Raw genomic sequence first — 26,913 nt, 5'->3', positions numbered from 1 at the left:
TGAGGCCAAGGCATTTCTCAGCCTCAGCCTCAGCCTCAACCTGAACTAAACCTTCTCTTCGCCCTCCTTCTTTCTCCTGAGGAGCGGAAACAGTATGACGTCTCGGATCGATGGTGAATCGGTGAGCAGCATCACCAGCCTGTCGATGCCTATGCCCTCGCCCGCCGTGGGCGGCATGCCGTACTCGAGAGCGGTGATGTAGTCCTCGTCGAAGTGCATGGCCTCCTCGTCGCCGCGGCCGAGCGCCTCGACCTGCGCCCTGAAACGGCCCGCCTGGTCGGCGGGGTCGTTGAGCTCGGAGAAGGCGTTCGCGATCTCGCGGCCGTACACGAAGAGCTCGAATCGGTCCGCCACCTCCGGGTCCGCGTCGTTCCGGCGAGAGAGCGGCGAGACCTCGGTCGGGTACTGGGTGATGAAGGTCGGCCGGACGAGCCTCTTCTCCACGGTGAGCTCGAAGATCTCGGTGAGGATCGCGCCGAGACCCTCGTCCTTCGACTTGAGCTCGTCGCCGAGGGAGCGCGCGTACTTGAGCGCCTTCTCGCGCGAGGTGAGTATGGCGGGGTCCACCCCGCCGATCTCGACGAGGGACTCCTTGAGGGTGTGGCGGGCGAACGGCGCCTTGAAGCTTATCCTCTCACCCTGGTAGATCGCCTCGTCGGCCCCGAGCACCTTGCCGCAGACCTCGGAGAGCATCTCCTCGGTCAGCCTCATGAGGTCCTCGTAGGTGGCGTAGCTCTGGTAGAACTCCAGCATGGTGAACTCGGGGTTGTGCTGGATCGATATCCCCTCGTTTCTGAAGTTTCTGTTTATCTCGAAGACCCGCTCCATGCCGCCGACGACGAGCCTCTTGAGATAGAGCTCCGGCGCGATGCGGAGGAAGAGGTCCTGGTCGAGCTTGTTGTGGTGCGTGACGAAGGGCCTGGCCGCCGCGCCCCCGGGGATCGGATGCATCATCGGCGTCTCGACCTCGAGGAACCCCCTGGAGACCATGAACTCCCGGATCGCCTGCACCACCTGCGAGCGGACCACGAACGCCCGCTTGACGCCTTCGTTCACGATGAGGTCGATGTAGCGCTGCCGGTAGCGCGCCTCGATGTCGGTCAGCCCGTGCCATTTCTCGGGCAGCGGCTGTATGGACTTCGTGACAAACTTGAGATCGCCGGCAGCCAGGGTGAGCTCGCCTGTCTTGGTGCGGAAGAGCCTGCCGTGGAACCAGGCGAAATCGCCCACGTCGAACATCTTGTAAAGCTCGAAGAGTTGATCGTTAATAGCTTGTTTTTGAACGAATATCTGCAGGTCGCCCGTGCGGTCCCTGAGTTTGAGAAAGGCGGCCTTTCCAAAGGCCCGGATCGCCATTATCCGGCCGGCGAGCGAGAATGTTTCATCGATCTTCTCGAGGGCAGCGGCGTCCTGATCGTCGAACTTCGCGTGGATCTGGACCGCGGTGTGCGAGGGCTCGATGCCGTTGGGATACGGGCTCACCCCCATCTCGCGGAGTTTTGCCGCCTTCCCTCGCCTCAGCTCTATATATTGATTTGTGTCCTCGGACATCTCCCCCCCACCGGAAGTTCAGATTATGGCGAAATGTATGAAATTTCGGGGAGTTATATAAGCTCGACCAAGGAAGTCAAGGGATAAGCGTCGCCCACTACATGGTAACCGCGAAGGCGATTCCCCACTTGCCCTTTTCGTCGAGCTGAGGGAGCTCGGATAACGGGACCACGAACTCGTAGACGCGGTGCTCCGCGGAGGATGCGTCGGTGTACTGCGAACCCATGCGGCCGAACTTCCCGCCGCCGGCCCCGGCTGTGAAGCTCTTGAGCCCGTCGTTTCCCCGGACGTAGAGCACCGCCTTGTCGTCCGCCCCGTCGGGGGTGTTGTCGGCAGCCACGTCGAGCGCGACCGAGAGATTTGCGCCGTCGTCGCGCACCCACATGAGGATGGGCTGCGTCTTCTCGCCGATCGCCGGGACCGCCTTCTCCCTGTAATTCGGCTTTCCGAGCTCATCCCTCGGGGTGTGCTCTCCGTCGAGCTCTATTGCGCCATTCTCCGATCCGGGCAGGTAGTTGAAGTAGTTCGAGCTCTGGACGATCGTCGCCTCCTCCTTCTGGGTAGGCAGCGGTATGGTCTTCTGCACCCTGCCCGCCGACGCGGTGAAGGCGAGCGTCACGTTGCGCACATCCTCCCCGCCGATGGGGGGGAATTCAAGGACGAGTTCGTCGAAGCAGGCGCAGTCCTCGTCCTTCATGGAGAGCTTCTTCGTCACGTCCTTGCCGTCGGCGGTCGCCTTGACGGGCTTGTACCTCCTCTTCCCCGACACGAGCTCCACCGAGTCGAGGAACACCGGAGCCCTCGCCCCGCGCTTGAGCGTGACCTTCACGTTGCCGCCGTCCTCCATCTCGATGAACGGGGCCGCGCTGACCGTGTACTCCTCGAATTTCGGCGCCTCGGTCACATAGACCGGCTCGCCCACGGTCTTCCCGCCGAAGCGGAACATCTGAAGGGAGGCCGAACTCGGCTCCCTGTCCGGCAGCCTGTGGTCTCGCATGCGCTGCTCGTAACTCTGAGCCATGCATGTCGAGGAGAGCAGCACAAGCGCCGTGGACGCCATCGCGAAAATTCTCATCGATCTCCTCCGATCTCGGTTCAAGGACCGCCCCCTATGCATTGGCGCTCCGGAGCAAATACGACCTTATGAACCCGTCCAGCTCCCCGTCCATCACCGCGTCGACGTTTCCGGTCTCGACGTCGGTGCGGTGGTCCTTCACCATCCGGTAGGGCTGCATGACGTAGGAGCGGATCTGGCTTCCCCATTCTATCTTCTTCTTGTCCCTGGTGAGCTTGTCCTCCTCCGCCTGGCGCTTCTCGACCTCGATCTCGTAGAGCTTGGCCCTGAGCACCTTGAGCGCGTTGGCCTTATTCTGGTGCTGGCTCCGCTCGCTCTGGCAGGCGACGACGATGCCGCTGGGCTCGTGAGTTATGCGGACCGCGGAGTCGGTCTTGTTGACGTGCTGGCCCCCGGCCCCCCCCGAGCGGAAGGTGTCTATGCGAAGGTCCTCGTCGCGTATCTCCACCTCGATGTCGTCCGCCACCTCGGGCAGTACGAAGACCGAGGTGAATGAGGTGTGGCGCCGCTTGTTCGCGTCGAACGGCGAGATCCTCACCAGCCTGTGGACCCCGTTCTCGGCCTTGAGATACCCGTACGCGTAGTCGCCCTGGACCGTCATGGTGACGCTCCGAAACCCGGCCCCGTCCCCTGCGGTGAAGTCCACCACCTCGTTGGCGTACCCGTGCGCGTCGCACCAGCGGCGGTACATGCGCAGGAGCATCTCCGCCCAGTCGCACGCCTCCGTGCCGCCCGCCCCCGCGTTGATGAACATGATGGCGTTGTTGCGGTCGCTGGCGCCGGAGAGCATGCGCCTGAACTCCAGGTCGTCGAGCACCTTCTCCACCCGGGCCAGCTCCGAGTGAGCCTCCCCCACGAGCTCCCCCGCCCCGCCCCCCCTCGCGAGATCGACGACCGCCTCCGCGTCCGCGATGGACCGGGCGAGCCCGTCAAAGGTCGAGAGCGTCGAGGCCAGGGCGTCCCTCTCCTTGGTGAGGACCCCGGCCCCCTTGGCGTCGTCCCAGAACCCGGGCTGGTGAGAAAGGGAGTCTATCTCCTCGACCCTCTTCCTCTTCGCAGGCAGGTCAAAGATGCCCCCTGATCTCGATCAGCCTCTTGTTCAGCGCGTCCAGTTTCTCCCTCAGTTCCTTGCTCATCTATTTCTCCTGTGATCTGTGGTCAGTGGTCTGTTGTCAGTTTGCCGTGCTCCGCCCTCTGCGTTTCCTGATCCCGATCGCCACTGCAATTATCAATCCAATCGCGGCATAGGCGGCGCACGCATATGCGAACCAGTCCCCCATCCTCGAATAGGGCGCAAGCCCCCTTCGCAGCCCTATCGGGGCGACGATCAGAGCGTCGTGGAAGATTCCCGATTCGGTCTCTACCCTGCCCGAGGGCGATATCACCGCCGAGACCCCGGTGTTTGTCGCCCTGACCATGTACCTGCGGTTCTCCACCGAGCGGAAGACCGCCAGGGCCAGGTGCTGGAACGGCGCGGAGGAGACCCCGTACCAGGCGTCGTTTGTCACGTTCACGAGGTACTCCGCACCGTTTCTGACCAGCGAGCGCGATATCTCGGGGAAGATGTCCTCGTAGCACACCAGCGGACCGGCCATCGTGTCGCCTATCAGTATCGGCTCGTAACCCTCGCCGGGGGAGAAGTTTCCGGCCGGCTCGGTCAGCTTTCTGGCGAAGAAGAGCAGCCTGCCGTAGGGCACGTACTCCCCGAACGGCACCAGGTGCACCTTGTGATAGCGGCCGGTCAGGTTCCCCTTTGCGTCGAAGAGGACGAAGCTGTTGTAATAACCCCCGTCCGGCTTCTCCGATATGGCGCCCATGCCGAGCCTGGGCACAGGGCCGAGTTCCTCTGCATCGAATCCCAGAGCAATCGGCTCTATCTCGGCGGTCCGGGTGTCGATCGGCCATGGGAAGCTGGCCTCGGGCCAGAGCACGAGATCGACCGAGGCGTCCCTGAGGGCCCTGGTGCCCCGCCTGAGGATCTTGAGGTTTTCAATCGCCCTGTCCTCGCGCCACTTGTCCTCCTGCGCGATGTTGCCCTGGACGATGCCCACGGTCATCGTGCCGGCAGGCGCGAGGTTCGTGCTGATCTCGCCCAGGCGCACGCGGCCGTAAGCAAATGTCGCGACCAGCAGCGCAATCGTGACCCCTGTCTTGAGAGCGAGCTGCGCGGGCCTCCTGCCTGCCAGCGCGGAGACTATCTCGGCGAGGCAGACGTTGACCCAGACGATCAGGAAGATGAGTCCGTATATGCCGACGAGGTCCGCGATCTGGATCATCGAAAGCGCGCGCCACTGCGACATGGCGATGTTCGCCCAAGGGAAACCACCGGCGGGCCCGTAATTGCGCGCCAACTCGACCGATGCCCAGCACGCGGGCAAAAGGGCGATCATCTCGCCGCGCCACCTCGTCTGTATGAAGCGCGCAATCGCCGGCGCCAGGGCGATGTAGGCCGCGAGTATGAGTATCATGAGCGCGAGCACGAGCGAGCTGGCCAGCGGCGGAAGCTTGCCGTAGTGGTGCAGCGCCCGGTATATCCAGTAGAGAGAGCCGCCGTACGCGACCAGCCCCGAGATGAAGGCGAGTGCGAAGGCCCTTCGTGGGCTCGCATCGAGCACCACGATGACAAGCGGCACCAGGGCGATCCAGGCGAGCCAGCCCATCTCCGGCAAATGCCTGCCGAAGAACACGGTCGGAAAGCAGAGCGCCACGAGCGCTCCGGAGAGGGCGGCGCAGACTGCCTGGTATGCGTTTCTCCTCATGTTGTCGCGATTCATGGCGTTCCTCACAGTATCCTGGCCAGGGTCTCGAACTCGGCTGTCCGCATCCTTCGCCAGTCGGCCGGGCTCTCGTCGCCCTGCCCCGAGACGTGCAAAAGGCCGTGGACGCACAGGAGCAGGAGCTCGTCCGAGAGCGGCGCCGACCGCTCGCGCGCCTGCCTCTTGGCCGCATCGAGCGAGACCGCCACCTCCCCGGCGAGCGATGGGTCGCCGGTGTACTCGAACGCGAGCACGTCGGTCGGCCCCCCGCATCCCCGGTAGCGCAGGGCGAGGCTCGAGATCGTAGCGTCGTCGGTGAGTATTATCTCCGCGCGACGGGCGCTTTGCCCACCCCCTGCGGTCGCTCGCCTCAGCGCCCGGCTAATCGCCCCCAGGTCCGCCTTCGCCCTCGGGTGCCCGTTGCGGATGCTCGCCGTGATCCCCCGCAGCCTCCCGGTGGGTCTGCTTGTCCTTCTCATTCTCCACTTCCTTCGCGTACTCTATCCGCGCGTGGTATATGCCGAGCAGCGTCCTGGTGAACGCCGTGGCTATCATGTTGAGGTCCCGAAGCGTCAGATCGCACTCGTCGAGCTGGGTCTCGTTGAAGATGTCGTGGATCGTCTTCTGCACGGTCTGCTCGATGCGGGCCGGGCTCTTCTCCTTGAGCGCCCTCACCGAGGCCTCGGTCACGTCGGCGAGCATCAGTATCGCGGCCTCCCTGGTCTGGGGCTTGGGGCCGGGGTACCTGAAGTCCTTGGGGTCGACCCTCTGCAGCGACGGGTCCTCGGACACCTTCGCCTTCTCATAGAAGAAGCTTATGAGCCTCGTGCCGTGGTGCTGCGGTATCATGTCGTATATCGCCCTGGGTATCTTGGACGACTGCGCGAGCTCGATGCCGTCCTTGACGTGCGCGGAGACAATGAGCGCGGACATGCTGGGGGAGAGCTTCTCATGCCTGTTCTCGCCCGGCTTGGTGTTCTCAACGAAATAGAGCGGCTTTTTGAGCTTGCCTATGTCGTGATAGTAGGCCCCCACCCTCACCAGCAGCGCGTTCGCCCCGATCTCCGTCGCGGCCGCCTCGCCCAGGAGCCCCACCAGGTGCGAGTGGTGGTAGGTGCCCGGCGCCCTGACGACCAGCTCGCGCAGGACCGGATGGTTGAGGTTGGCGAGCTCCAGCAGCTTGATGTCCGAGGTGTAGCCCGAGACCGACTCCACCACCGGCGCCGCGATCATCGCGTATATGGCGCAGCCGACGCCGGAGACCATGGCGAAGAGCATGCACCAGAGGGTCTCGGAGAGGGAGGCGGCCACCGGCGCGTTCGCGCTGAGTATCAGCCTGATGCCCAGCACGGCCGCAACTCCCGCTGCGCCGGTAAGGGCGCCCGCCCTGATGATGTGGCTCCGGCGATCGGCGTTCGCGATCGCCATGATAGCGGTGAGGCTCGTGATCAGGCAGTAGGCGACGAACGTCGCGTCGGTCTCCACGAACAGGCCTGCGAATATCGAAAGGACGATCGCGAAGACGAAGGAGACGTCGGCCCTGAGGAACATCCTGATGAGCATGGCCCCGCCCGCCACCGGCACCGCGTAGTGGAGGCCCGAGGAGTTGAGGGAGAGCAGCATCGCGTCGCGGACCGCAGGCGCCAGGGTCAGCGAGAACCTCATGATGAGCAGTACCGAGAGGCCGACCAGTGCCATGAGGAGGTGGTCCTCGCGGCTCACCCTGCCCCTGCGGAAGAACTTCTCGACAGACATGAAAGGCAGAAGAAGAAAGCAGATCACCAGCAGGAACGTGCCCATGAACTCCAGATAATACGAGGCGCTCTTGCGCTCCGCCCTCATCCCGGAGAGCACCTTCAGGTGCCAGTTGTCGAACCGGGCGCCCTCCCTGATTATCATCTCGCCGGCCTTGAGCTTGATGGTGGCGTCCTTGATCGCCGCAGCGGCCGCGTCGCGGCGGGAGGCGCTCTCGGTCCTGTTGAAGATCACGTTGGGCTGCACCATCGCGGAAGCCAGCGAAGCGATCGCCGCGCCTGTCCTCGCATCGCCTATACCGAGAGCCGAGAGGTTCTCCTTCTCGATCTGCGCCCTCACCCTGAAGACGACCGGGTAGAGGCAGATGTCCTCAACCTCCACCTCGTCTTTTCTGGGCGGGGCGCCGGCCTCCTTCGCCTCCTCCACGGTCCTGAGGATCGCACGAACGGGCTCCTCGCCCTCCCGCTGCGGCGCCTCGGTGAGCACGGGGCCGGACATGGCCCTCGATACGAGCGTCAAAATGGCGCCCTCGCTGCGCCTGTTGAACCCATCCTTCGCGAGCTGCGACACTGCGGATTCCGGGAGTTCGATCCCGAGCCTCTGCGAGAGGAGCCTCTCCATCTCGGCGCGCCTCTCGTCGGAGATCGGCAGGACCGTCCCCGCCCTCGCTGCGGCGGAGCGATCGGGAGGGGCCCAGCCGGCAACGAGCCTGCGCGCCGCCTCGAAGGCCTCGCGGACGCGGCCTTCCTGGGCCGCGGCGAGCCCGGCATCGTAGTCGTACACCGGCAGCACCGAGGCCATCGCCTCGTCCCGAAGCTTTTTGCCCGCCTCCTCGTCCACTATCTCATAGTTGCGGTCCGCCTTTATGTCCCTGGCCGCTATCTGGCCCACGCTCACGGCAGGGGGTATCTGCTGAAAGGAGATCGTGGTGACCAGGGTCACGGCCGCGGCCAGCAGCACTATCGAGATCCAGGAGAATGCGCGGGCGCGAGCGAGCGAGCTGAAAAAAGAGCCGATCTCCCCGGCCGCTGCCGCAAACGCCCTGCGAGCCCCTTCAAATGTTCGCTCAGCCATGACGACCCTCGTCGGTCTGGTATGCGTTGACTATCCTGCTCACCAGGTTGTGCCTGACCACGTCGACCTCTGTGAAGCGGTGGAACGCTATCCCCTCGCAGCCATCGAGTATGCGCCAGGCCTCCAGGAGGCCGGAGCGCTGGCCGGGCGGAAGGTCGATCTGCGTCACGTCGCCGTTGACGACCATCCTCGAGTCGACCCCCAGCCTCGTGAGGCACATCTTCATCTGCTGGTAGGAGCAGTTCTGCGCCTCGTCCAGTATGACGAACGCCCGGTGCAGCGTCCTGCCGCGCATGAAGGCGATCGGTGCGATCTCGATGACGCCCTCCGCGATCATCTCCTCCACCCTGTCCATCTCGAGCATGTCGTGCAGCGCGTCGTAGAGCGGCCTGAGGTATGGGTTGACCTTCTCCACCATGTCGCCGGGGAGAAAGCCCAGCTTCTCGCCCGCCTCCACGGCCGGCCTCGTGAGCACAATCCTGTCGTACTGCCTCTTGAGCAGCGAGGTGAGCGCCATCGCGACCGCGAGATATGTCTTCCCGGTGCCCGCGGGGCCTATGGAGAACACCACGTCGTGGGAGGCCATCATCTCCAGGTACTCCCTCTGAGCGGGGGAGCGGGGGACGATGGCGCGCTTCCTTGCGGGAAGAAAGATCGAGCTCGCGAATAGGCGCTCCACGTCTGCGTTCCTGTCCCGGCTCATCAGGGCGATCGCCCTCTCGATGTCCGAGCCGGTTATGGGGTAGCCCTTCTTGAGCATCGAGTAGAGGCTGGTGAGTATCCTCTCGCCCGACTTCACCGCGCCGCCGGCCCCCGCAAGCCTGAGCCCCGTGCCGCGGACGTCGACCTCGATGCCGAGGCCTTCCTCGAGCCTCCGCAGGTGCCTGTCCTCGGCGCCGAAGAGGTCGCGTGCGACGCGGTTGTCGTCGAACTCGAGCGCAACCACCCTTGCGGACTGTGAGACCTTTTTCCTGAGCATGCGGACCTATCTCCTGGGCCTCTGGGCACCGCCCGCTGCGGCGGCCTGGGCCGCCTCGCTCATCACCTGGACGAAGAACTCCCGCCTCCTGCCCCGGGGGTCCATGTCCACGAGCATCGGCTCCTCCCTGAGCCCCAGCACGAGCTTTCCCGCCGCGAGCGGGATCGAGACCGACCTTCCCAGCACGGCGGAGACGACCCTGGGAGAGACCGGCACCGCCTCCCTGCGCCTGTTCTTCGCCTCCACCCCCTCGCCCGGGAAGATCGCGAGCGAACTTCTGAACTGCTCCAAGATCTCGGACAGCGGCTCGAGTATCGCAAGGGCCGCGCCGGGCTCAGGGACGATTATCGTGACGAGCCCATCCTGGGCATTCGCCTCCCTGATCGCCCTGTTGGTCTCGTGGATCACGGAGAGCACGTCGATCCCGCTCGTCGTGTTCACAAAATAATTTCTCAACAAAATCATAATCCTATAATCTATTTGGGAGGGATTTTAAATGCAATCATTAAAAACAACTCCGATTGACACGGCGGATTTACTCACCTATCCCATGCCGGATGAAAGACCTGGGAAAGAGGTTCGAGGAGCTTGTCGGGATAATGGCGAGGCTCAGGGCGCCCGACGGCTGCCCCTGGGACCGCGAGCAGTCGTACAAGGACATCGCCGCGCACACCCTCGAGGAGACGCACGAGGTGCTCGAGGCCATCGACCGCGAGGACTACGACGCGCTCAAGGAGGAGCTGGGCGACCTTCTGCTCCAGATACTCTTCTACTCCCGGATAGCCGAAGAGGAGTCCCGATTCTCAGTGGAGGACGTCGTTGACTCCATCACGAAGAAGCTGATCCATCGCCATCCCCACGTCTTCGGCGACAGCAAGGTCTCCGGGACCGGCGAGGTGCTTGCGCAGTGGGAGCAGCTCAAGAAGCAGGAGGGGAAAAGATCGGTGCTCGGGGGCGTCCCCGACAGCCTGCCCGCGCTGCTGAAGGCCTTCCGCCTCGGCGAGAAGAGCTCGCGGGTCGGCTTCGACTGGTCCGACGCCGAGGGGATACTCGGAAAGGTCGAGGAGGAGGCGCAGGAACTCCACGAGGCGCGGAAACAGGGGGCGACCGACGAGATCGATCACGAGTACGGCGATCTGCTTTTCACGCTGGCCAACCTCGGCCGCTTCCTCAAGATCGACCCCGAGGGGGCCCTGCGCAGGGCGACACAGCGCTTCATGAAGCGGTTCAACTCGATCGAACGGCAGATTGAGCAGACCGGGAGGAAGCTCGGCGAGCTCTCGCCTGAGGAATGGGACAGGCTCTGGGAGCTGGCGAAGAAAGAGGGATAGTCGATCCGCCCGTCAGGGCATGGAAGGGGGAACCCGGTCCGCGGGCAGAGCGCCGGCGGCCCGCCTGCGCACCAGCGCCGCAACCGCCGCGAACTCCTCCGGGCTTATCGCCCTTATGATCGCAAGATAGAGCGCCGCGCCTCCGAAGATGAGGGCGAGCAGCATCCCCGCCCGGGCCCATATCGAAAGGCTGCGGTCGAAGCCGATGAAGTTGAGCGCCGCATAGAGCGCCGCCCCCATGACGGCGCTGGCCAGCGCGGTCCTCGCCACCGACTTGAGGATCGCGCTGCACCCGATGAGCCCCACCTTTCTCCTGAACATCCACAGCAGAAGGAAGAAGTTCGCCGCGGAGGAGATCACCAGCGCTGCGGCCAGGCCCCTGTGCGCTAGATGCTTCATGAGCAGCAGCGCGAATGCCGCGTTGACCGCCACCGCCAGCACGGATACCGCCACAGGGGTCCTGGCGTCCTTGAGGGCGAAGAACGCCGGCACGAGGTTGCGGACGCCTGAGACGAACGGTATCTTCATGGCGAAGAAGCAGAGGGCGCCGGCTGAGGCGACCGCCGCCTCGGGGGTGAACTCCCCCCTCTGGAAGAGCACGCTGATGACCGGGAGCGCCAGCACGTAGAGCCCGACCGCGGCCGGGATGTCGATCAGAAACGCGAGCCTCAGGCTGTAGCCGAGAGTCGACTTGAAAGAACCGATGTCCTTCTTCGCCGCGTGCTCGGAGAGGGTCGGCAGCGTGGCGGTCGCCACGGCGATGGAAAATATGCCCAGCGAGAATTCAGAGACCCTGTCGGCGTACCAGAGATAGGAGACGCTGCCGTCGGGCAAAAAGGAAGCCAGGAACGTGACCACGACGACGTTGAACTGATAGACGGCGGCGCCGAACGCCGACGGTATCATGAGCACCAGCAGCCCCTTGAGGGCGGGGTGCCTCCAGTTGAACTCTATCCTGGGGAGCATCCGCTCCCTGACCAGGACCGGGATCTGGAGCGCCAGCTGCGCGACCCCGCCCAGCAGCACGCCGATCGCCACCCCCTCGGCCGGCACCCTCGCGTACCTCTCGAGCACAAGGGCGCCTATGATGATGAAGATGTTGAGAAGGACCGGCGATGCGGCCGGGGCCGCGAAGTGCTTGAGCGAGTTGAGTATGCCCATCGCCAGGGCAACGAGGCTGATGAGGACGATGTAGGGGAACATGAGCCTGGTGAGGTAAACCGTGATCTCGAATTTCTCCGGATTGTCCGCAAAGCCCCAGGCTATCATCTTCACCAGGAGCGGAGCGAAGATCACGCCGAAGATCGCGAGCGCGACGAGGAAGATCGAGAGGTAGGTGAACACGACCGAGGCCGCGCGCCTCCCCTCCGCCCTCGATATTCTGAGGTTCTCCGTGTATACGGGCACGAAGGCGACCGTGAGCGCCCCCTCGGCCACCAGCCGCCTGAGGAGGTTCGGTATCCTGAAGGCCACGTAGAAGGCGTCTGCGAACCTGGTGGCGCCGAAGGCCCAGGCCAGGACAGCGTCCCGGACGAGGCCCAGGATCCTCGAGAGGAAGGTGAAGAAGCTGACCGTGCCCACCCGGCGGCTGATGTTTGCATGTTCGCTCTGCATGGCCTTTTCCCGGCCCCTCCCGAAAAAAAGGGCCCCGAATACGCGGGGTTGACAACTACAGGGTGGCATGATAGCTGCGGCACTCCTCATTTGCAACAAGGGAGAAGAAGATGGCCATAGACAAGTTGAAGAAGAAGCTGGGAGTGGGCAGGCACGCGTCGGCGATCAAGCGCGCGCGCCAGAACGAGAAGCGAAGGCTGATCAACAAAACGCGCCTCTCCAAGATGCGCACCGCCCTCAAGGCGGCCCGGGCCGGGGCGACCCCCGAGGATCTCAAGAGGACCTCACCCATTATAATGAAGGGCGCGCAGAGGGGCGTCATTCACAGGCGCAAGGCCTCGAGGCTGGTCTCGAGACTCGCGCGGCACGTCAACGCGCAGGGGGCCTAGCGCGACACATCGCGAAGGCAGGGGGCGCCGCTCATCGGGCGGCGCCCTTTTTTTCTGTCAGCGCCACCACCGCTCTCTCGATCACCCTCTCCTTCTGCAGCCTGCTCGACTTTATCCCCCTGTCGCACCTGTGGAGGATGGCGAAGGCTGCCCGCAGCTCGCTCCGGGAGAAGTTTTTCGCCTGGTCGACGTAGCCCTGCAGATAATACGGGTTGACGCCGATGTAGCGCGCCATCTCGGCGCGGTCGGAGGTCCTGCCCGATATCTCCCTGGCCTTCGCGAGCATCCTGAAGTGGCGCGCCAGCATGTGCAGTATCAGCGTCGGGGGCTGGCCGTTTTGGATGAGGTTGTGCAGAAACGACAGGGCCCGCGCAAGCTGCCTGCGGCCAACCGCGTCGGTGAGGTCGAAGACGTCCCTCTGGTGGGTCTCGGCGACCGCCTCCTCAACGTCGCCGAGCTCGATCGCCCTGCGGCTGCCTATGTAGAGGATGACCCGGTCGATCGCGCCCGATATCTGCCCCAGGTCGTTTCCGACCATCTCGGCCAGAAACTTCGCAGCCTCGATGGATATCTGCCTCTCGCGCCTCTTCACCTGCATGCCTATCCATGAGGGGAGCCTGTCGTCGTAGAGGCGCCGGCACTCGACAACCGCCCCGCTCTTCGCAGCGAGCTGCATGAGTCTGGAGCGGCCGTCCATCTTCTCCGCGGTGATGACGAGAACGGACGAATCGATGGGGCTCGCGATGTAATCGGCCAGCGCCTCCGCCATCGACGCCTTGCGCTCCTTGGTCAGCGCCTCGCCGTCGCGTATGACCACCATCGGGCGCGACCCGAGCAGGGAGAGGTTGCGGAGCAGGCCGATCACCTCGTCCGGCCTGGCCTCCTGCGCAGCGAAGGTGTGCACCTCCGCGCCGCCGGAGCCCGCCGCCTCCCTGATCGAGGCGAGCGCCGCCTGGGCCAGGTACGGCTCCTCGCCCACGACAACATACACGGGCCTGAGCTTCCCCTGCCTTATCTCTTTGTCCAGCTCTGTGACGTCGATCCTCGGCATATCCTAGAGCACGATGTTGACGAGCTTGCCCGGCACCACGATCACCTTCCTCGGATCCTTCCCGCCCATAGCGGCCCTGACCTTTTCGCTGGCCAGCGCCGCCTTTCTCAGCTCCTCCTCGGCCGCCGACGCCGGCACCTCTATCCTGTCGCGGAGCCTTCCCGAGACCTGGACTATCACAGTGACCGAGTCGCTGGCGATCTTCGATTCGTCGTGTGACGGCCAGCGCTCCCTGAGCACGCAGCCCCCATGCCCCAGCATGGACCACATCTCCTCGGCCACGTGCGGCATGAGCGGCGATATGAGCAGAACGAGGGTCTCGATCGACTCCCTGCCGATGCTCTCGATCCTCCGTCCGTAGAGGAAGTTCACGTACTCCATGAGCGCCGCTATGGCGGTGTTGAAGTGGTAGCGCTCGATGTCCTCGGTGACCTTCCTGATCGTCCTGTGGCGCTGGCGCTCCGCATCATCGCCCGGGGCGCCGTTCGCCCCCGATTCTATCCACCCGTCGACGAGCCTCCAGAGCCTCATCACGAAGCGGCTCGCGCCCTCGATCCCCTGGTCGCTCCACTCCAGGTCCTTCTCGGGCGGGGAGGCGAAGAGCATGAAGAGCCTCACCGCGTCGGCGCCGTACCTCTTTATCATCTCGTCGGGGTCGACGACGTTGCCCTTCGACTTGCTCATCTTCGCGCCGTCCTTGTAGACCATGCCCTGGGTCATGAGGTTCGCTACCGGCTCGTCCAGATCGACCAACCCCAGGTCGCGCATGACCTTGGTGAAGTAGCGGCAGTAGATGAGGTGCCCGACCGCGTGCTCGATCCCCCCTATGTACTGGTCCACCGGCATCCAGTAGCGGACCATCTCCGGGTCGAGGGGGGCCCCGGCGTGATGGGGGCAGGTGTAGCGGAACATGTACCAGGACGACTCGACGAAGGTGTCCATGGTGTCGGTCTCGCGCCTGGCCGCCTTGCCGCACTTCGGGCAGAGGGTGTTCACGAACGATTCCACCTTTGCGAGCGGGGAGCCGCCCTCGCCGGTGAGCTCGACGTCCATGGGTAGCTCCACCGGCAGCTCCCCCTCCGGCACCGCGACGTCGCCGCAGGCCTCGCAGTGCACGATGGGGATCGGCGCTCCCCAGTAGCGCTGGCGCGATATGCACCAGTCCTTGAGCCGGTATGTGACCGTGGGGCCGCCCATGCCCTTCCCGGCAAGGTGCGCGGTGATCGCCCTCGCCCCCTCCGCGGACGGCATGCCCGAGAAGTGCCCCGACTCCACGAGCGTGCCCGGGCCCTCCCATGCGCCCTCCATGGTCCGCGGATCGAGGGGCGCGCCGTCGGGCTGTATCACCACCTTGATCGGGAGGTTGTACTTCCTGGCGAACTCGAAGTCCCTCTGGTCGTGGGCAGGGACCGCCATCACGGCGCCGGTGCCGTAGTCCATGAGCACGAAGTTCGCAACGTAGATCGGCATGCGCCTGCCTGTGAGAGGATTGATGCAGTGCGCGCCGGTGAACTCCCCCTCCTTCTCGTACGAGCCGGCCAGCCTCGCCTGGTGGTCGATCCTCGCGCTCCGCTCTATGAAGCTGCGAACCTGGCCGCCCCTGCCGCACGCGTCGGCGAGCTCCAGGGCCAGGGGATGCTCCCACGCGAGGCTCATGAATGTGGCTCCGAAGAGGGTGTCGGGCCTGGTCGTGAAGATCGCGATGCGCCCTTTACTCCCCTCCATCTCGAACTCTATGTTCGCGCCCTCGCTCTTTCCTATCCACTCGCGCTGCATCACCCGCACGCGCTCGGGCCAGCCCGCGAGCTTTTCGTCAACGTCGCGCAGGAGCTCCTCGGCGTAGTCCGTTATCCTCAGATACCACTGGGTCATGGACCGCAGCTCCACCTGGGAGTCGCAGCGCCAGCAGACCCCGCCCTCCGCCTGCTCGTTCGCCAGAACCGTCCGGCAGGCGGGGCACCAGTTGACCTTCGAGGTCCTCTTGTAGGCCCATCCCCTCTCGAACATCTTCGTGAAGATGAGCTGCTCCCACCTGTAATACTCCGGAGCGCAGGTCGCGAACTCGCGGTCCCAGTCGTAGGAGCAGCCGAGCCTCTTGAACTGGCCCCTCATGTAATCGATGTTCTCGTAAGTCCACTTCGCCGGATGGACGCCGTGCTTTATGGCCGCGTTCTCGGCCGGCATGCCGAAGGCGTCCCATCCTATCGGGTGGAGCACATTGCAGCCCTGCATCATCTTGTACCTGGCGGCCACGTCCCCTATCGCGTAGTTGCGCACGTGGCCCATGTGCAGGCGCCCCGAGGGATAGGGCAGCATCTCGAGCAGGTAGTACTTGCGCGAACCCTCGCCCGGCTCCACGTTGAACGCCCCGTCGGCGCTCCACCGCGCCTGCCACTTCGCCTCTATCTCGGCCGGATCGTACCTTCGCTCCGCCATCACCTTTCTCCTCCGTGTCGCGGGCCGCCCCGCAGCCCCATCCCTCTCCGGAGCATAACGCTCAATTAAATTGCGCAGTTAACATACATCGCGGAAAGCGTCAAAATTTATCGGAGCGGCCCTTGGCCCACCCGGTTGACATCCGCGCCCCGCGGCTACAGAATCTGCGGCCTCACAGACGACCGGGAGGTTTCCGATGAAGAGAAGCGCGGCGATCGGCCTTCTGCTCTGCTCGATGATATGCTCCACGGCAGCGGGCGCCCATGCGCGCGCCGCATCCATGGTCTTCTGGTACCCGGGCGAGGCTGGAAGCACCGAGGAGGCGCAGCCGGTGCTGGACGACTTCCTCGCATACGTGGGGAAGAAGATGGGCGACGTGGCGATCACCGGCCGCTACTACAACACCGTGGACGGGGGGCTGAAGTACATAGCCCAGGGCAAGCCTGCGATAGGGATCGTGAGCTTCGCCGCGCTGTCTCAGTACGGAGGCGAGATGGGCGACCCGCCGGTCATGCTCTCAACGCTGCCGCTCCCCGAAGGCAAGCCCAGCGAGAGATACGCGCTCGTGGGGACGAAGAGAGAGCTGCCGCCGGGCGCGAGGATCCTCTCGAGCGAGCCGCTCACCCTGAGCTACGTGAGGGAGAGGCTCTTCCCGAAACTTTCGGCCGACGCCTCCGTCTCATCCACGACTCAGCTCTTCTCGAGCCTCAAGAAGATCGCCTCGGGCGAGATCGACGCGTTCGCCCTGCTCACGCCCATAGAGGCGAAGACGCTGGAGAACCTGGGCTCCCCCTGGGCGAAGCGGCTCATCACCGTGTGGCGCTCCGAGAGCGTCCCCACGGCGAAGGTCCTGCTCTTCGACCGTTCATGGAAGGACGCCGAGAGGCTGAAGGAGGTCCTCATCGGCGCAGGGGCCGATCCGGAGGCGAAGGAGCTGCTGCAGGAGCTGAGGCTCAAGGGCTTCAGCGCGCTCAGGTAGCGCCCAGGAGGACCGGCCGGCGACATCATGAAAAAATACGACACATTGCGCATCGAGGCGACCGTCCCGAGGGACCGGGCCGAGGAGGCCTCTTTCCTACTCGCCCGGCTCGGCTGCGGATCCATCCTGGAGCTCGCGGCCGCGGGTAGCGCGTCGGTGACGCTCGTCGCCAACTTCGATGCGCGAGGCAGGAAAGAGGCCCCGCTCGCAGACGAGGTGAGCGAAACGTTCAGAACCTTTCCCGGCCTCGCCGACGCCCAAGTCACCTGCCGCAGGGAGAGGATCGGCGACCTCCGCGATGCCTTCAAGCAGCGCTTCGCCCCCTTCGAGATCGCCCATGGCATAGTGGTCGTGCCCAGCTGGGAGCGATACGAGCGGCGCGCCGGGGATTCGGTGATAGAGCTCGACCCCGGAATGGCGTTCGGCACCGGGCTGCACGAGACCACCCGGCTGTGCGCGCGCTCCCTCGCATCGCGTGCGCGCGGGATCCGGTCGCTCCTCGACGTGGGCACCGGCAGCGGGATACTGGCCATCGCCGGAAGGCTCATGGGCGCCGAAAGGATATGCGCAGTGGAGAACGATCCCGACGCGCTCGCGGTCGCCAGGGAGAATCTCGACAAGAACGGCTGCAGCGACGTCGCCCTCCTCCCCAGACTCGAGATGGCAAAGGGCCGATACGACGCGGTGGTCGCGAACATACTTCTCTCGACGCTCATCGAGCTCAGAGACCCCATGGTCGACCGGGTCGAAGACAACGGCGTGCTCATACTCTCAGGCATCACGGCCGACCAGGAGGCTGAGATAATCTCATCGTACGCGGGGGCGTTCGCGGCCCACGAGACCGATCGAGACGGCGAGTGGAGCGCGGTCATCTTCCGGAGGGACGCCTGATATGCCGCAGTTCTTCCTGGACAGAAAACTCGTCGCCGGCGAGAGGACGCAGATCCGAGGTGCCGACGCCAGGCACATCACGCAGTCGCTGAGGCTCAGGCCCGGGGACCAGCTCGTCCTCTCCGACGGCCGGGGCCGGTCGTTTCGAGCGCGCATCGAGGGCGCGGGCAGCGGGTGCGTCTCGGTCGCGGTGGTCGAGGAGCTGCAGCGCACGGAGTCGGCCCCCGCACCGGTCCTCGCGATCGCCTCGATCCGGCCCGAGCGCATGGAGTGGGCGGTCGAGAAGGCGGTGGAACTCGGATGCAGCCGCGTCATCCCGTTTGACTCGGCCCGAACTGTCCGGAGGGCAGCTGCAGGATCGGGCCCGCGCAGGCACGCCCGCCTCTCGAGGATAGCGACCGAGGCCGCGAAGCAGTCGGGACTGACCTTCCTCCCCGTGGTCGAGAGCGCAATCACCTTCGAGAAGCTGTGTGCCTCGCTCGGATCGTTCGACAGGGCCATTCTCTTCCACGAGTCCGAGGAGAGGCTCGCGCTGCGCCATGCCCTTTCGGGCGGTGGGCCCTCTCCCGGCCATGGCCCCATCGTGATCATAGGACCGGAGGGCGGATTCACGGATGACGAGGTCTCTCTCGCGCGCAGCTCCGGCGCCGCGATCGCGAGCCTCGGGCAGCAGATACTTCGGGCCGAAACCGCGGCGGTGGTCGCGATAGCGATATGCCAGTACGAATCAGGCAACATGGACGCCTGCTGATCGACACGCCACCCGTCATGTGATATACCCCCCGCATGGAGAGGATGACCCTCGAGGACGTTTCGGCCCGGAAGAAGAGGCCCATGCTCATCGCGCACCGGGGCGCCGGGGCCGAGGCCCCTGAGAACACCCTGCCCGCCATAAAGAGGGCCCTGGATCTCGGCGCCGACGGCATCGAGTTCGACGTCCAGCTCACGCGGGACAAGGTCCCGGTCTGCACCCACGACGACGACCTGTCCCTCCGCACCCTCTTCGAGGGATACCTGCACGCCACCCCCTTCGAGACCGTGCGGAATCTCGACGCCGGCAGCCAATTCAGCACGAAATTCGCCGGCACCCCCATGCCCACCCTCCCCGAGGTCCTGGAGCTCATCGCCCCGCACGAGGTGCTCACGGTCATCGACCTGAAGTATCAGCCGGGGTTCGCCGCTTCGGTCGCGCAGCTCGTAGGCGGCCTCCTCGGCGAGTTCAGGATGCGCGGCAGGGTGCTCGTCGCCACCTCGTGCTGGCGGATAGTGAACGAGCTGAGGCGCAGGCATCCGAAGCTGCCCAGGGCCCTCACGATCGCGCTGCCCCCTTTTCCCTTTTTCCCGACGCGCCTTTTTGCTAAATTCGAGGGGATCACGGCGCTGCATCCGTCGCTCCGCGCGCTGTGGCCGTCACTCGCCGCCAAGATGCGCAGGACCGGCCTCGAGATCAACGCATGGACGGCGAACGAGCCCCATGAGTTCGATCTCTGCTCCGGTATGGGGGTGGACGGAATATTCACCGACGACATAGCCGCGGCAAAGCGTCACTTCGGAGCCGCTGAGACGATGTGAGGGGGAGAAGATGGCAAGCGACGAGAGAGAGCTCGGCAAGACCGATCTGATCGACGTGGGCGAGATCCCGACCGATTTCGACGACGAGTTCACGATGGACCGCGGCGGGCGCGCCGCCTCCGCATCGGGCGAGGAGGCCGACTCCCAGGCCCCGACCATCGCGGAGCTGAAGGACCGCTTCGCCGCCTTCTTCATCGACTGCTCGCTGCTCTACGCCCTCTACTGGCCCCTCATGGTCGCCTACCGAGCCGTCGTCATGGGGGCCGCCGCCGGCCCTGTGCCCGCCGCGGGGGTCCCGGGCCTGATCTTCCACGGGATATTTCTCCTCATCGCCCTGCTCTGGTTCACCCTGTCGGAGTTCTCCCTGGGCGCGAGCCCGGGCAAGCTCCTCTGCCACCTGTACGTGAGGGGCCAGGACGGCGGCCACGTCTCTTTCGGCTCCGCCCTCGTAAGAAACCTCCTGCGGCCGATCGACATGCTGCTCGCGCCGATCCTCGTCCCTGTCGCGTGCATGGAGTGGACCGACTGGCACAAGAGGCTCGGCGACATGGCCGCGCACACGCTCGTCATACGCACCCTGAACAGGCCGCCGCGCAGGTTCGCCCTCTCGCTCGACCTCATATCCAGCGTATCGCGCCGTGCCGTGGCGCTCGTGATCGACCTCGCTATCCTCTGCGGCTGGGCGCTGGGCTACGCGCTGCTCCTCTCCCCGCGCATGCCGGTCGGAAGCATGCTCCTCACCGTGATGGCCCCCCTCTTTCTGCTCGCCTATTTCGTGCTGCCGGAGTGGCTCCTCCACACATCGCCCGGCAAGTGGATCATGGGGCTTTCGGTCTGCCACGAGGACGGAAGCGCGAGCTCTCTGGCCACCGCGCTGGTGAGGAACATCTGGAAGCCGTTCGACCTAAACCCCCTGGGGTTTTTGACCGGCCTCATGAACGTCCGCAGGCAGAGGCCCGGCGATGCGGCCGCGGGCTCGCTGGTCGTCAAGGCGTCGCGCGAGTGGAGGGGTGCCATATCGATCTGCGCCGCGCTCCTGCTCGCCGCTGTGCTCCTCTACGCAGGGGCGAACAACCGCCAGAACCTCTTGAGCGGCGACTTCGAGGTGAACTTCCTCCCGGACTTCGACGTCAGGGGCAGGGCCTCCACGGTCGAGGAGATGCGCGAGGCCAACCTGGGGATCCGGGACTTCCAGTTTGCCGCCGGCGATCCGCTCTCCATCCGCAAGCCCTCCATATTCCAGCCGGGCGAGACCCTGTTCATGGTGTTCGACGTGGGCGGCGTGAGCGTAAAGAACGGCGAGGTGTGGATCCAGGAGGACGTGGACATCAGATACCCCGACGGGACCGTCGGCCTCAAGCTGGAGAACATCAACGACTTCCGGCAGAAGATGACCAAGCGCGGCCTCATCCGGTTCGAGAACAACATCGCCCTGCCCGAGCGCTCCCTCCCGGGAAGGTACACGGTGACGATCACCCTTCGCGACAAGCACGCCCGCCGCGAGATAAAGGAGCAGCGCTTCTTCTACATCACCCCCCCTGAGGAGGCGCCCCTCATCCAGCCCCCGACTCCCCCCCCTGCCCCCGAGGCCCCGAAGGCACAGGCCGAACAGGACGAGGGCCCTTCCGCCATGCCGGGCCCTGCGATGAGCGAGCCTGTCACACCTCCAGCCGCACCGGAGCAGGAGAGCGATGATGATGAACGCGATGAGGATGAATCCCTGGGCGACTAACTGTTTATTTTCATTGATTAATTCAGTTTCAAGCAACTTCAGGTAGTCGGGCACCCGATAATATCCATGAGGATTTTCGTGCGCCTCTGTTCATTATAATGATCATGGAAGGAAGATGAGCATACCGGTCAAAGAAAAGGGTCTTGTGGAGCGATACAGCCGCTTTGTCGAACAGGGCAAGGCGAAGGCCCACGACTCGGAAGCCTTCAAGAAGCGCCTGGACAAGATCGCCCAGTCGAGCGATGAGAACAGGGGCAGCAAACAGGAACACCTCACCGAATCGCCGCGCCATCAGAAGAAACTCTCGGGCGCGCGCAGGCACCAGCCGCCCCCCCGCATGGCCCTCTCCAGCAGGATCACGATCAAGCATGCCGAGCGCCTCTCGAAGCTCGCCCCTCTCATAGAGGGCGCAGCCAGGCGCAACAACGTCCCGGTCGAGCTCATCTGCGGCGTCATCCTGCAGGAATCGGGCGCAAACCACAAAGCGGTCTCGCATGCGGGCGCAAAGGGCCTCATGCAGCTGATGCCCGCCACCGCCAGGCGCTTCGGCGTGAAGAACGTCTTCGACCCGGCGGAGAACATCGAGGGCGGTACCAAGTACCTTCGCTGGCTCCTCGACCGCTTCGACGGGAATGTGGAACTCGCACTTGCCGGCTATAATGCGGGAGAGGGAAACGTAGAGAAATACGGCAACAAGATACCCCCCTTCAAGGAAACCCAGGCCTATGTCCCCAGCGTGCTGAGCTATACGCAGGCCATGATCGACATTTTTTCCGCAAGGATCGCTCAAAATCTCCCTCAATATGCCCGAAAAGTTTAAGTAATAATTCATATTTCCCTTTTAAATATCTAATAATTAATTAAAACAAGCGCATCCTCATTTGTGATCTTAATGTTGACGTTAACGTTAAGGTTGGATAAGCTTGCCTTATGGATAGCAAGGAATCAACTTATCATATTGGCGAGGTTGCGCAGTTGCTGGGCATCTCCTCCAGGACCATCAGGTACTACGAGGAGCTGGGGCTGCTCTCCCCCTCAAGAAGCGAGGGCGGATTCAGGGTCTATTCCGACCATGACCTCCAGCTCATGAAGATCATCGTCAGGTTCAAGGACATAGGCATGGCGCTGGAGGAAATCCGCGCGCTCCTGGGGCTGCGCAACGGCAGCGCCTCCAGGGAATCCCTTGACGAACTGCGGGGCGCCCTGCTCCTTCGGCGCAGGGAGTTCGAGGAAAAGATCGCAGGCCTTCGCCAGTGCATGGAGCAGATAGACGACGTGATCGAGCAGCTGGCCCGATGCAGCAGGTGCGGGCAGCCGATGGAGAAGGAGACCTGCAGCAGGTGCCTGGCGGAGCGCGGGGAGGATATCTCCCCCCTGCTTGATCCGCTCATATAGGGAGGTGGATCCCATGTGGAACTACACTGAGAAGGTGATCGAACATTTCATTCACCCTCGCAACGTGGGCGAGATAGAAAACCCCGACGGCGTGGGCGAGGTCGGATCGCTCGCATGCGGAGACATGCTGAGGCTCAGCTTCAAACTCGACGACGAAGGCCGCATAGTCGATGCCCGGTTCAAGACCTTCGGCTGCGCCTCGGCGATCGCCTCCAGTTCCGCCCTCACCGAGATCATCAGGGGAAAGACGCTCGAGGAGGCGGAGAGGATCACCAACAGGGACATAGCCGAGTATCTCGGCGGGCTGCCCGAGGAGAAGATGCACTGCTCCGTCATGGGGCGCGAGGCCCTCGAGGCCGCGATCGCCAACTACCGCGGCGAGGGGGCGGAGACCAGGACCCTCGAGGGGACGGTGGTATGCAAGTGCTACGGGGTGACCGACGAGCAGATCAGGAAGGTCGCCAGGGAGAACCGCCTCACCACCGTGGAGGAGGTCACAAATTACACCAAGGCCGGCGGCGGATGCGGCCTCTGCCACGAGAGGATACAGGAGATCCTCGACGAGATCCGCAACGGTAAGACCGCCCCGACCACCCCGGCGCAGGTCGCGCAGGAGAAAAAGGCAAAGGGGCTCGCGCTCACCAACATCGAGAAAATACACATCATCGAGCAGCTCATCAGCGAGCGCATCAGGCCCGCGCTCAGGCAGGACGGAGGCGACATAGATCTGCTGGACGTGGACCAGAACGTCGTCTACGTGAGGCTCAAAGGGGCATGCGAGAACTGCCCCTCCGCCAACTACACGATGAGGCAGTTCATCGAGAAGGAGATACAGAGGGAGGTCTCTCCCTCCATCAGGGTCGAGGAGGTGCGGGCTTGAAGGCAATCTATCTGGACAACAACGCGACCACGCGCGTGGCCCCTGAGGTCATCGACGCCATGCTCCCCTTTCTCAGGGAGATGTGGGGCAACCCCTCCAGCATGCACACCTTCGGCGGACAGGTGGGGCGCCACATCGAGAGGGCCCGGGAGCAGGTCGCCCTGACATTGGGGGCGGCCGGGCCGGACGAGATCGTCTTCACCAGCTGCGGCACGGAGAGCGACAACGCCGCAATCATGTCCGCGCTCGCGGCCGCGCCCGACAAGAAGAGGATCGTGACGACAAAGGTCGAGCACCCCGCGGTGCTCAACCTGGCCCGCCACCTGGAGGGGCGCGGCATGGACGTGGTCTATCTCCCCGTCGACAGCCAGGGGAGGCTCGACCTCGACGCTCTGAGGGACTCCATAGACGACCAGACCGCCCTGGTCTCAGTCATGTGGGCGAACAACGAGACCGGCGTCGTCTTCCCCATCGAGGAGATAGCGGCGATATGCTCGGACCGGGGGGTCGTGCTGCACACAGACGCCGTGCAGACGATCGGCAAGCTCCCCTGCGACCTTAGGGAAACTCCTGTAGCATACCTCTCGATGTCCGGTCACAAGATACACGCCCCGAAGGGGATCGGCGCGCTCTACATCCGCCGGGGGACGAAGTTCTCCCCCATGATCATCGGCGGACATCAGGAGCGCGGCCGCAGGGCGGGCACGGAGAATGCGGCGTCCATCGTCGGCCTTGGAAAGGCCTGCGAGCTCGCCATGGCTCACTGGAAAGAGGACTGCAGGCAGATGGCGGCCCTGCGCGACAGGCTGGAGAAGGGTCTCATCGATTCCATCCCGAGGGTCCACATACACGGCGACACGGGCCACAGGCTTCCCAACACGACCAACCTCGGCTTCGAGTCGGTCGAGGGCGAGGCGATACTCCTGCTCCTCAACGAGCACAACATCTGCGCCTCCTCGGGCTCGGCCTGCGCCTCGGGCAGCCTCGACCCCTCCCATGTGATGATAGCGATGGGGGTGCCGTTCGAGCGGGCCCACGGATCCATCCGGTTCTCCCTGTCCCGCTACAACACAGAGGATGATGTGGACGCGGTCCTTACGCACATGCCCGGTATAATAAAGAGGCTCAGGGAGCTCAGTCCGGTCGCCTAATCCCCGGATTTAATGGTTTTTTCTTGACTTTGAACGAGGTTTTCCTATAAGTTGCGCACCCCTTGACAGGGGCATGTTTTCTTTTTTAAATTCAACTAGTTATATAGCGAGCCCACTATGGAAAGCCAGAAGACCAGATTGGAAACTCCCCAGACCGCCGAACGCGGCTGGGTGGTCGTGGACGTGACGGACAAGGTGGTCGGCCGCGCGGCCAGCCGGATCGCCGACATACTCCGCGGCAAACACCGCGCGAGTTTCACCCCTCACGTGGACGCGGGTGATTTCGTGGTGGTGCTCAATGCCGCGAAGCTCCGCTTCACCGGCAACAAGCTCGACGACAAGAACTACTACAGCCACTCCGGCTATTTCGGCGGCATGAAGTCCATCTCGGCCGGGCAACAGCTCGAAAAGCACCCCGACAGGGTGCTCCGCGATGCGGTCTGGGGCATGCTCCCCAAGAACACGCTCTCGAAACACATCATCAAGAAGCTCAAGATCTACCCCGGCTCGGAGCACCCGCACGCAGCCCAGTCGCCGACCGAAATCAAACTGTAACGAACACCAGAGCGGAGAAGGTTCTATGAAAGAGACATCGCAGGAGACGCAGGGCCGATCGAAGAAGCGCACCGAGTTCCAGGCGACCGGAAAGCGCAAGACCTCGATCGCCCGCGTGAGGCTCGCGCCGGGCGTGGGCACCATCACGGTCAACGGCAAGGCGGTCAACGACTACTTCCCCCGCCCCACCCTGCAGCTGGCGGTAGGTAAGCCCTTCGAGCTCACCGGCACCGCCGGCAAGTTCGATGCGGTGGTCAACGTGTGCGGCGGCGGCATCGCGGGACAGGCCGGGGCTACAAGACACGGCATCGCCAGGGCCCTCATCGCCATGAACCAGGACCTGAGAAAGCCTCTCAAGGTCGAGGGGCTTCTCACTCGCGACGCCCGCGAGAAGGAGCGCCGCAAGGTGGGCCGCAGAAAGGCGCGCAAGCGTCCGCAGTACTCGAAGCGCTGATCGACGATCTTCAACCTCGCACCTTTTCACGGGGTGGCACATGCCACCCCGTTTCTTTTGTCCCGACCGGTCCTTTTCACCCGACTGTTATTTGTGCAAATTATATCCACAGGCGATCAGCTCTGTGGATGACCGGACGTCGAAACCTCGCGTTGTCCACACCCGCGTCCCAACTTTCCGGCTCTCTGGTTGACAGGCAATTATGCGCTCCATATACTGCCTCGCGATACGGACCGATCACATGGCTCCCAAGACCAAATTCATATTCATCACCGGCGGAGTCGTCTCAGGCCTTGGCAAGGGCATCGCATCGTCGTCGATCGGCGCAATACTCGAGAGCAGGGGGCTCTCGATCACCCTCCAGAAGTTCGATCCCTACATAAACGTCGACCCTGGCACCATGAGCCCGTTCCAGCACGGCGAGGTGTTCGTGACCGACGACGGCGCCGAGACCGACCTCGACCTCGGTCACTATGAGCGGTTCACCAGGGCCAGGATGGCCAAGGTCAACAACTTCACGACCGGCAAGATCTACGACTCGGTCATCCAGAAGGAGCGCCGGGGCGACTACCTCGGCCGCACCATCCAGGTCATCCCGCACATCACCGACGAGATAAAGGCCTCCATCATGAAGGTCTCCGCGGGCGTGGACCTCGTCCTCGTCGAGATCGGCGGCACGGTCGGGGACATCGAGAGCCTGCCCTTCCTCGAGGCGATCAGGCAGTTCAAGTTCGACGCCGGCCGCGAGAACGTCCTCTACATACATCTGACTCTCATACCGTACCTCTCCGCCTCCGGGGAGCTCAAGACCAAGCCCACCCAGCACAGCGTTCAGAAGCTGCGCGAGATCGGCATCCAGCCCGACATACTGCTCTGCCGGACCGAGCAGCCGCTCTCCAAGGAGCTTCGCTCCAAGATCTCGCTCTTCTGCAACCTCCCCGTCGAGTGCGTCTTCGCGGCTCGCGACGCGGACCACATCTACGACGTGCCCCTCATGTTCCACCGCGAGGGGCTCGACGAGAAGATAGTGGAGCTGCTGAACATCTGGACCAAGGCGCCCGACCTCACCGCATGGAACACCCTGCTCGACGCCATCAAGAACCCCGAATCGGACGTCACCATCGGGATCGTCGGAAAATACGTCAATCTCACCGACTCCTACAAGAGCCTCAACGAGGCGCTCATGCACGGAGGCTATCCGACGAAGACGAAGGTTAACCTCAAGTTCATAGACGCCGAGGAGCTGCAGGACGAGCAGGGCATCAAGGCGCTTGACGCTGTCGACGGCGTGCT

25 protein-coding genes are annotated in these 26,913 nt (G+C 64.0%); 14 read left to right on the top strand and 11 right to left on the bottom strand.

Translation table 11 applies throughout. The features are described from left to right. Window positions 1-45: 45 nt before the first annotated feature. The 8 genes from lysS to JXA24_05055 form a co-directional block, all read right to left on the bottom strand. Window positions 46-1,551, bottom strand: a complete 1,506-nt coding sequence (gene lysS / locus JXA24_05090) for a lysine--tRNA ligase (GenBank protein ID MBN1283133.1) — start codon at window positions 1,549-1,551, stop codon at window positions 46-48. 97 nt (window positions 1,552-1,648) lie between these two features. Next, window positions 1,649-2,626, bottom strand: a complete 978-nt coding sequence (locus JXA24_05085; GenBank protein MBN1283132.1) for a hypothetical protein — start codon at window positions 2,624-2,626, stop codon at window positions 1,649-1,651. Window positions 2,627-2,660: 34 nt separating this feature from the next. Then, on the bottom strand, window positions 2,661-3,698 hold the full coding sequence (gene prfB / locus JXA24_05080) for a peptide chain release factor 2 (protein MBN1283131.1): 1,038 nt from the start codon (window positions 3,696-3,698) through the stop codon (window positions 2,661-2,663). Window positions 3,699-3,798: 100 nt separating this feature from the next. Then, entirely contained in the window at window positions 3,799-5,400 is a 1,602-nt protein-coding gene (lnt, locus tag JXA24_05075) for an apolipoprotein N-acyltransferase (GenBank protein MBN1283130.1), read from the bottom strand. 8 nt (window positions 5,401-5,408) lie between these two features. Next, entirely contained in the window at window positions 5,409-5,861 is a 453-nt protein-coding gene (gene ybeY / locus JXA24_05070) for an rRNA maturation RNase YbeY (protein ID MBN1283129.1), read from the bottom strand. Then, on the bottom strand, window positions 5,764-8,211 hold the full coding sequence (locus tag JXA24_05065) for an HDIG domain-containing protein (protein ID MBN1283128.1): 2,448 nt from the start codon (window positions 8,209-8,211) through the stop codon (window positions 5,764-5,766). Before JXA24_05065 ends, ybeY begins: the two co-directional genes overlap by 98 nt. Next, complete coding sequence (locus tag JXA24_05060) at window positions 8,204-9,190, bottom strand: PhoH family protein (protein ID MBN1283127.1); 987 nt, start codon at window positions 9,188-9,190, stop codon at window positions 8,204-8,206. Before JXA24_05060 ends, JXA24_05065 begins: the two co-directional genes overlap by 8 nt. A 6-nt stretch (window positions 9,191-9,196) precedes the next feature. Then, entirely contained in the window at window positions 9,197-9,631 is a 435-nt protein-coding gene (locus tag JXA24_05055) for a YjbQ family protein (protein MBN1283126.1), read from the bottom strand. Window positions 9,632-9,747: 116 nt separating this feature from the next. On the opposite strand from JXA24_05055, the gene mazG reads away from it, so the two are divergent. Next, entirely contained in the window at window positions 9,748-10,521 is a 774-nt protein-coding gene (mazG, locus tag JXA24_05050; GenBank protein ID MBN1283125.1) for a nucleoside triphosphate pyrophosphohydrolase, read from the top strand. Between the two features lie 12 nt (window positions 10,522-10,533). On the opposite strand, the gene murJ is transcribed toward mazG, so the two are convergent. After that, window positions 10,534-12,135, bottom strand: a complete 1,602-nt coding sequence (gene murJ / locus JXA24_05045) for a murein biosynthesis integral membrane protein MurJ (GenBank protein MBN1283124.1) — start codon at window positions 12,133-12,135, stop codon at window positions 10,534-10,536. 143 nt (window positions 12,136-12,278) lie between these two features. Between murJ and JXA24_05040 the strand changes: the two genes are divergently transcribed. Beyond that, on the top strand, window positions 12,279-12,524 hold the full coding sequence (locus JXA24_05040) for a 30S ribosomal protein S20 (GenBank protein ID MBN1283123.1): 246 nt from the start codon (window positions 12,279-12,281) through the stop codon (window positions 12,522-12,524). A gap of 31 nt (window positions 12,525-12,555) precedes the next feature. On the opposite strand, the gene holA is transcribed toward JXA24_05040, so the two are convergent. Continuing rightward, window positions 12,556-13,575 (bottom strand): DNA polymerase III subunit delta, encoded by a 1,020-nt coding sequence (gene holA / locus JXA24_05035; GenBank protein MBN1283122.1) that lies wholly within the window; start codon window positions 13,573-13,575, stop codon window positions 12,556-12,558. A 3-nt stretch (window positions 13,576-13,578) separates the two neighbouring features. Beyond that, complete coding sequence (locus JXA24_05030; GenBank protein MBN1283121.1) at window positions 13,579-16,011, bottom strand: leucine--tRNA ligase; 2,433 nt, start codon at window positions 16,009-16,011, stop codon at window positions 13,579-13,581. Window positions 16,012-16,207: 196 nt separating this feature from the next. Between JXA24_05030 and JXA24_05025 the strand changes: the two genes are divergently transcribed. From JXA24_05025 to JXA24_04970, 12 genes are all read left to right on the top strand, one after another. Then, window positions 16,208-16,990 carry a hypothetical protein gene (locus JXA24_05025; protein MBN1283120.1) on the top strand — a complete coding sequence of 261 codons (783 nt, stop codon included), beginning with the start codon at window positions 16,208-16,210 and terminating at the stop codon, window positions 16,988-16,990. A 27-nt stretch (window positions 16,991-17,017) separates the two neighbouring features. Beyond that, window positions 17,018-17,881 carry a 50S ribosomal protein L11 methyltransferase gene (locus JXA24_05020; protein MBN1283119.1) on the top strand — a complete coding sequence of 288 codons (864 nt, stop codon included), beginning with the start codon at window positions 17,018-17,020 and terminating at the stop codon, window positions 17,879-17,881. Window position 17,882: 1 nt separating this feature from the next. Further along, window positions 17,883-18,632 carry a 16S rRNA (uracil(1498)-N(3))-methyltransferase gene (locus tag JXA24_05015; protein ID MBN1283118.1) on the top strand — a complete coding sequence of 250 codons (750 nt, stop codon included), beginning with the start codon at window positions 17,883-17,885 and terminating at the stop codon, window positions 18,630-18,632. Window positions 18,633-18,667: 35 nt separating this feature from the next. Beyond that, window positions 18,668-19,453 (top strand): hypothetical protein, encoded by a 786-nt coding sequence (locus tag JXA24_05010; protein MBN1283117.1) that lies wholly within the window; start codon window positions 18,668-18,670, stop codon window positions 19,451-19,453. A gap of 10 nt (window positions 19,454-19,463) precedes the next feature. Further along, on the top strand, window positions 19,464-21,185 hold the full coding sequence (locus tag JXA24_05005; GenBank protein MBN1283116.1) for an RDD family protein: 1,722 nt from the start codon (window positions 19,464-19,466) through the stop codon (window positions 21,183-21,185). Between the two features lie 115 nt (window positions 21,186-21,300). Then, the gene (locus JXA24_05000; protein ID MBN1283115.1) at window positions 21,301-22,005 is read left to right on the top strand and encodes a lytic transglycosylase domain-containing protein; all 705 of its coding nucleotides are present in this window, start codon (window positions 21,301-21,303) and stop codon (window positions 22,003-22,005) included. 110 nt (window positions 22,006-22,115) lie between these two features. Then, window positions 22,116-22,580, top strand: coding sequence for a MerR family transcriptional regulator (locus tag JXA24_04995; protein ID MBN1283114.1), 465 nt, complete (start codon window positions 22,116-22,118; stop codon window positions 22,578-22,580). A gap of 13 nt (window positions 22,581-22,593) precedes the next feature. Beyond that, window positions 22,594-23,460, top strand: coding sequence for a Fe-S cluster assembly protein NifU (nifU, locus tag JXA24_04990; protein MBN1283113.1), 867 nt, complete (start codon window positions 22,594-22,596; stop codon window positions 23,458-23,460). Continuing rightward, window positions 23,457-24,611, top strand: coding sequence for a cysteine desulfurase NifS (gene nifS, locus JXA24_04985; protein ID MBN1283112.1), 1,155 nt, complete (start codon window positions 23,457-23,459; stop codon window positions 24,609-24,611). The genes nifU and nifS overlap by 4 nt, the downstream gene beginning before the upstream one ends. Before the next feature lie 117 nt (window positions 24,612-24,728). Continuing rightward, entirely contained in the window at window positions 24,729-25,166 is a 438-nt protein-coding gene (gene rplM / locus JXA24_04980) for a 50S ribosomal protein L13 (protein MBN1283111.1), read from the top strand. A 25-nt stretch (window positions 25,167-25,191) separates the two neighbouring features. Further along, a complete protein-coding gene (gene rpsI, locus JXA24_04975) occupies window positions 25,192-25,620 on the top strand; it encodes a 30S ribosomal protein S9 (protein ID MBN1283110.1) in 429 nt (142 codons plus the stop codon). Window positions 25,621-25,861: 241 nt separating this feature from the next. After that, a partial coding sequence (locus JXA24_04970) for a CTP synthase (GenBank protein ID MBN1283109.1) occupies window positions 25,862-26,913 on the top strand: 1,052 nt, incomplete at its 3' end.

The organism is Pseudomonadota bacterium (assembly GCA_016927275.1).
GTDB lineage: Bacteria > UBA10199 > UBA10199 > 2-02-FULL-44-16 > JAAZCA01 > JAFGMW01.
This window is presented reverse-complemented; position numbering and strand designations above follow the sequence as displayed.

What these genes read in the sequence shown, in the direction of transcription:
- lnt (MBN1283130.1), bottom strand. Translation starts at nt 5,400, where the DNA reads ATGAATCGCGACAACATGAGGAGAAACGCATACCAGGCAGTCTGCGCC.
- nifU (MBN1283113.1), top strand. Translation starts at nt 22,594, where the DNA reads ATGTGGAACTACACTGAGAAGGTGATCGAACATTTCATTCACCCTCGC.
- murJ (MBN1283124.1), bottom strand. Translation starts at nt 12,135, where the DNA reads ATGCAGAGCGAACATGCAAACATCAGCCGCCGGGTGGGCACGGTCAGC.
- JXA24_05030 (MBN1283121.1), bottom strand. Translation starts at nt 16,011, where the DNA reads ATGGCGGAGCGAAGGTACGATCCGGCCGAGATAGAGGCGAAGTGGCAG.
- JXA24_05000 (MBN1283115.1), top strand. Translation starts at nt 21,301, where the DNA reads ATGAGCATACCGGTCAAAGAAAAGGGTCTTGTGGAGCGATACAGCCGC.
- ybeY (MBN1283129.1), bottom strand. Translation starts at nt 5,861, where the DNA reads ATGAGAAGGACAAGCAGACCCACCGGGAGGCTGCGGGGGATCACGGCG.
- JXA24_05065 (MBN1283128.1), bottom strand. Translation starts at nt 8,211, where the DNA reads ATGGCTGAGCGAACATTTGAAGGGGCTCGCAGGGCGTTTGCGGCAGCG.
- rpsI (MBN1283110.1), top strand. Translation starts at nt 25,192, where the DNA reads ATGAAAGAGACATCGCAGGAGACGCAGGGCCGATCGAAGAAGCGCACC.
- JXA24_05025 (MBN1283120.1), top strand. Translation starts at nt 16,208, where the DNA reads ATGAAGAGAAGCGCGGCGATCGGCCTTCTGCTCTGCTCGATGATATGC.
- JXA24_04995 (MBN1283114.1), top strand. Translation starts at nt 22,116, where the DNA reads ATGGATAGCAAGGAATCAACTTATCATATTGGCGAGGTTGCGCAGTTG.
- JXA24_05010 (MBN1283117.1), top strand. Translation starts at nt 18,668, where the DNA reads ATGGAGAGGATGACCCTCGAGGACGTTTCGGCCCGGAAGAAGAGGCCC.
- holA (MBN1283122.1), bottom strand. Translation starts at nt 13,575, where the DNA reads ATGCCGAGGATCGACGTCACAGAGCTGGACAAAGAGATAAGGCAGGGG.
- JXA24_05020 (MBN1283119.1), top strand. Translation starts at nt 17,018, where the DNA reads ATGAAAAAATACGACACATTGCGCATCGAGGCGACCGTCCCGAGGGAC.
- JXA24_05060 (MBN1283127.1), bottom strand. Translation starts at nt 9,190, where the DNA reads ATGCTCAGGAAAAAGGTCTCACAGTCCGCAAGGGTGGTTGCGCTCGAG.
- JXA24_05005 (MBN1283116.1), top strand. Translation starts at nt 19,464, where the DNA reads ATGGCAAGCGACGAGAGAGAGCTCGGCAAGACCGATCTGATCGACGTG.
- JXA24_05085 (MBN1283132.1), bottom strand. Translation starts at nt 2,626, where the DNA reads ATGAGAATTTTCGCGATGGCGTCCACGGCGCTTGTGCTGCTCTCCTCG.
- lysS (MBN1283133.1), bottom strand. Translation starts at nt 1,551, where the DNA reads ATGTCCGAGGACACAAATCAATATATAGAGCTGAGGCGAGGGAAGGCG.
- mazG (MBN1283125.1), top strand. Translation starts at nt 9,748, where the DNA reads ATGAAAGACCTGGGAAAGAGGTTCGAGGAGCTTGTCGGGATAATGGCG.
- JXA24_05015 (MBN1283118.1), top strand. Translation starts at nt 17,883, where the DNA reads ATGCCGCAGTTCTTCCTGGACAGAAAACTCGTCGCCGGCGAGAGGACG.
- rplM (MBN1283111.1), top strand. Translation starts at nt 24,729, where the DNA reads ATGGAAAGCCAGAAGACCAGATTGGAAACTCCCCAGACCGCCGAACGC.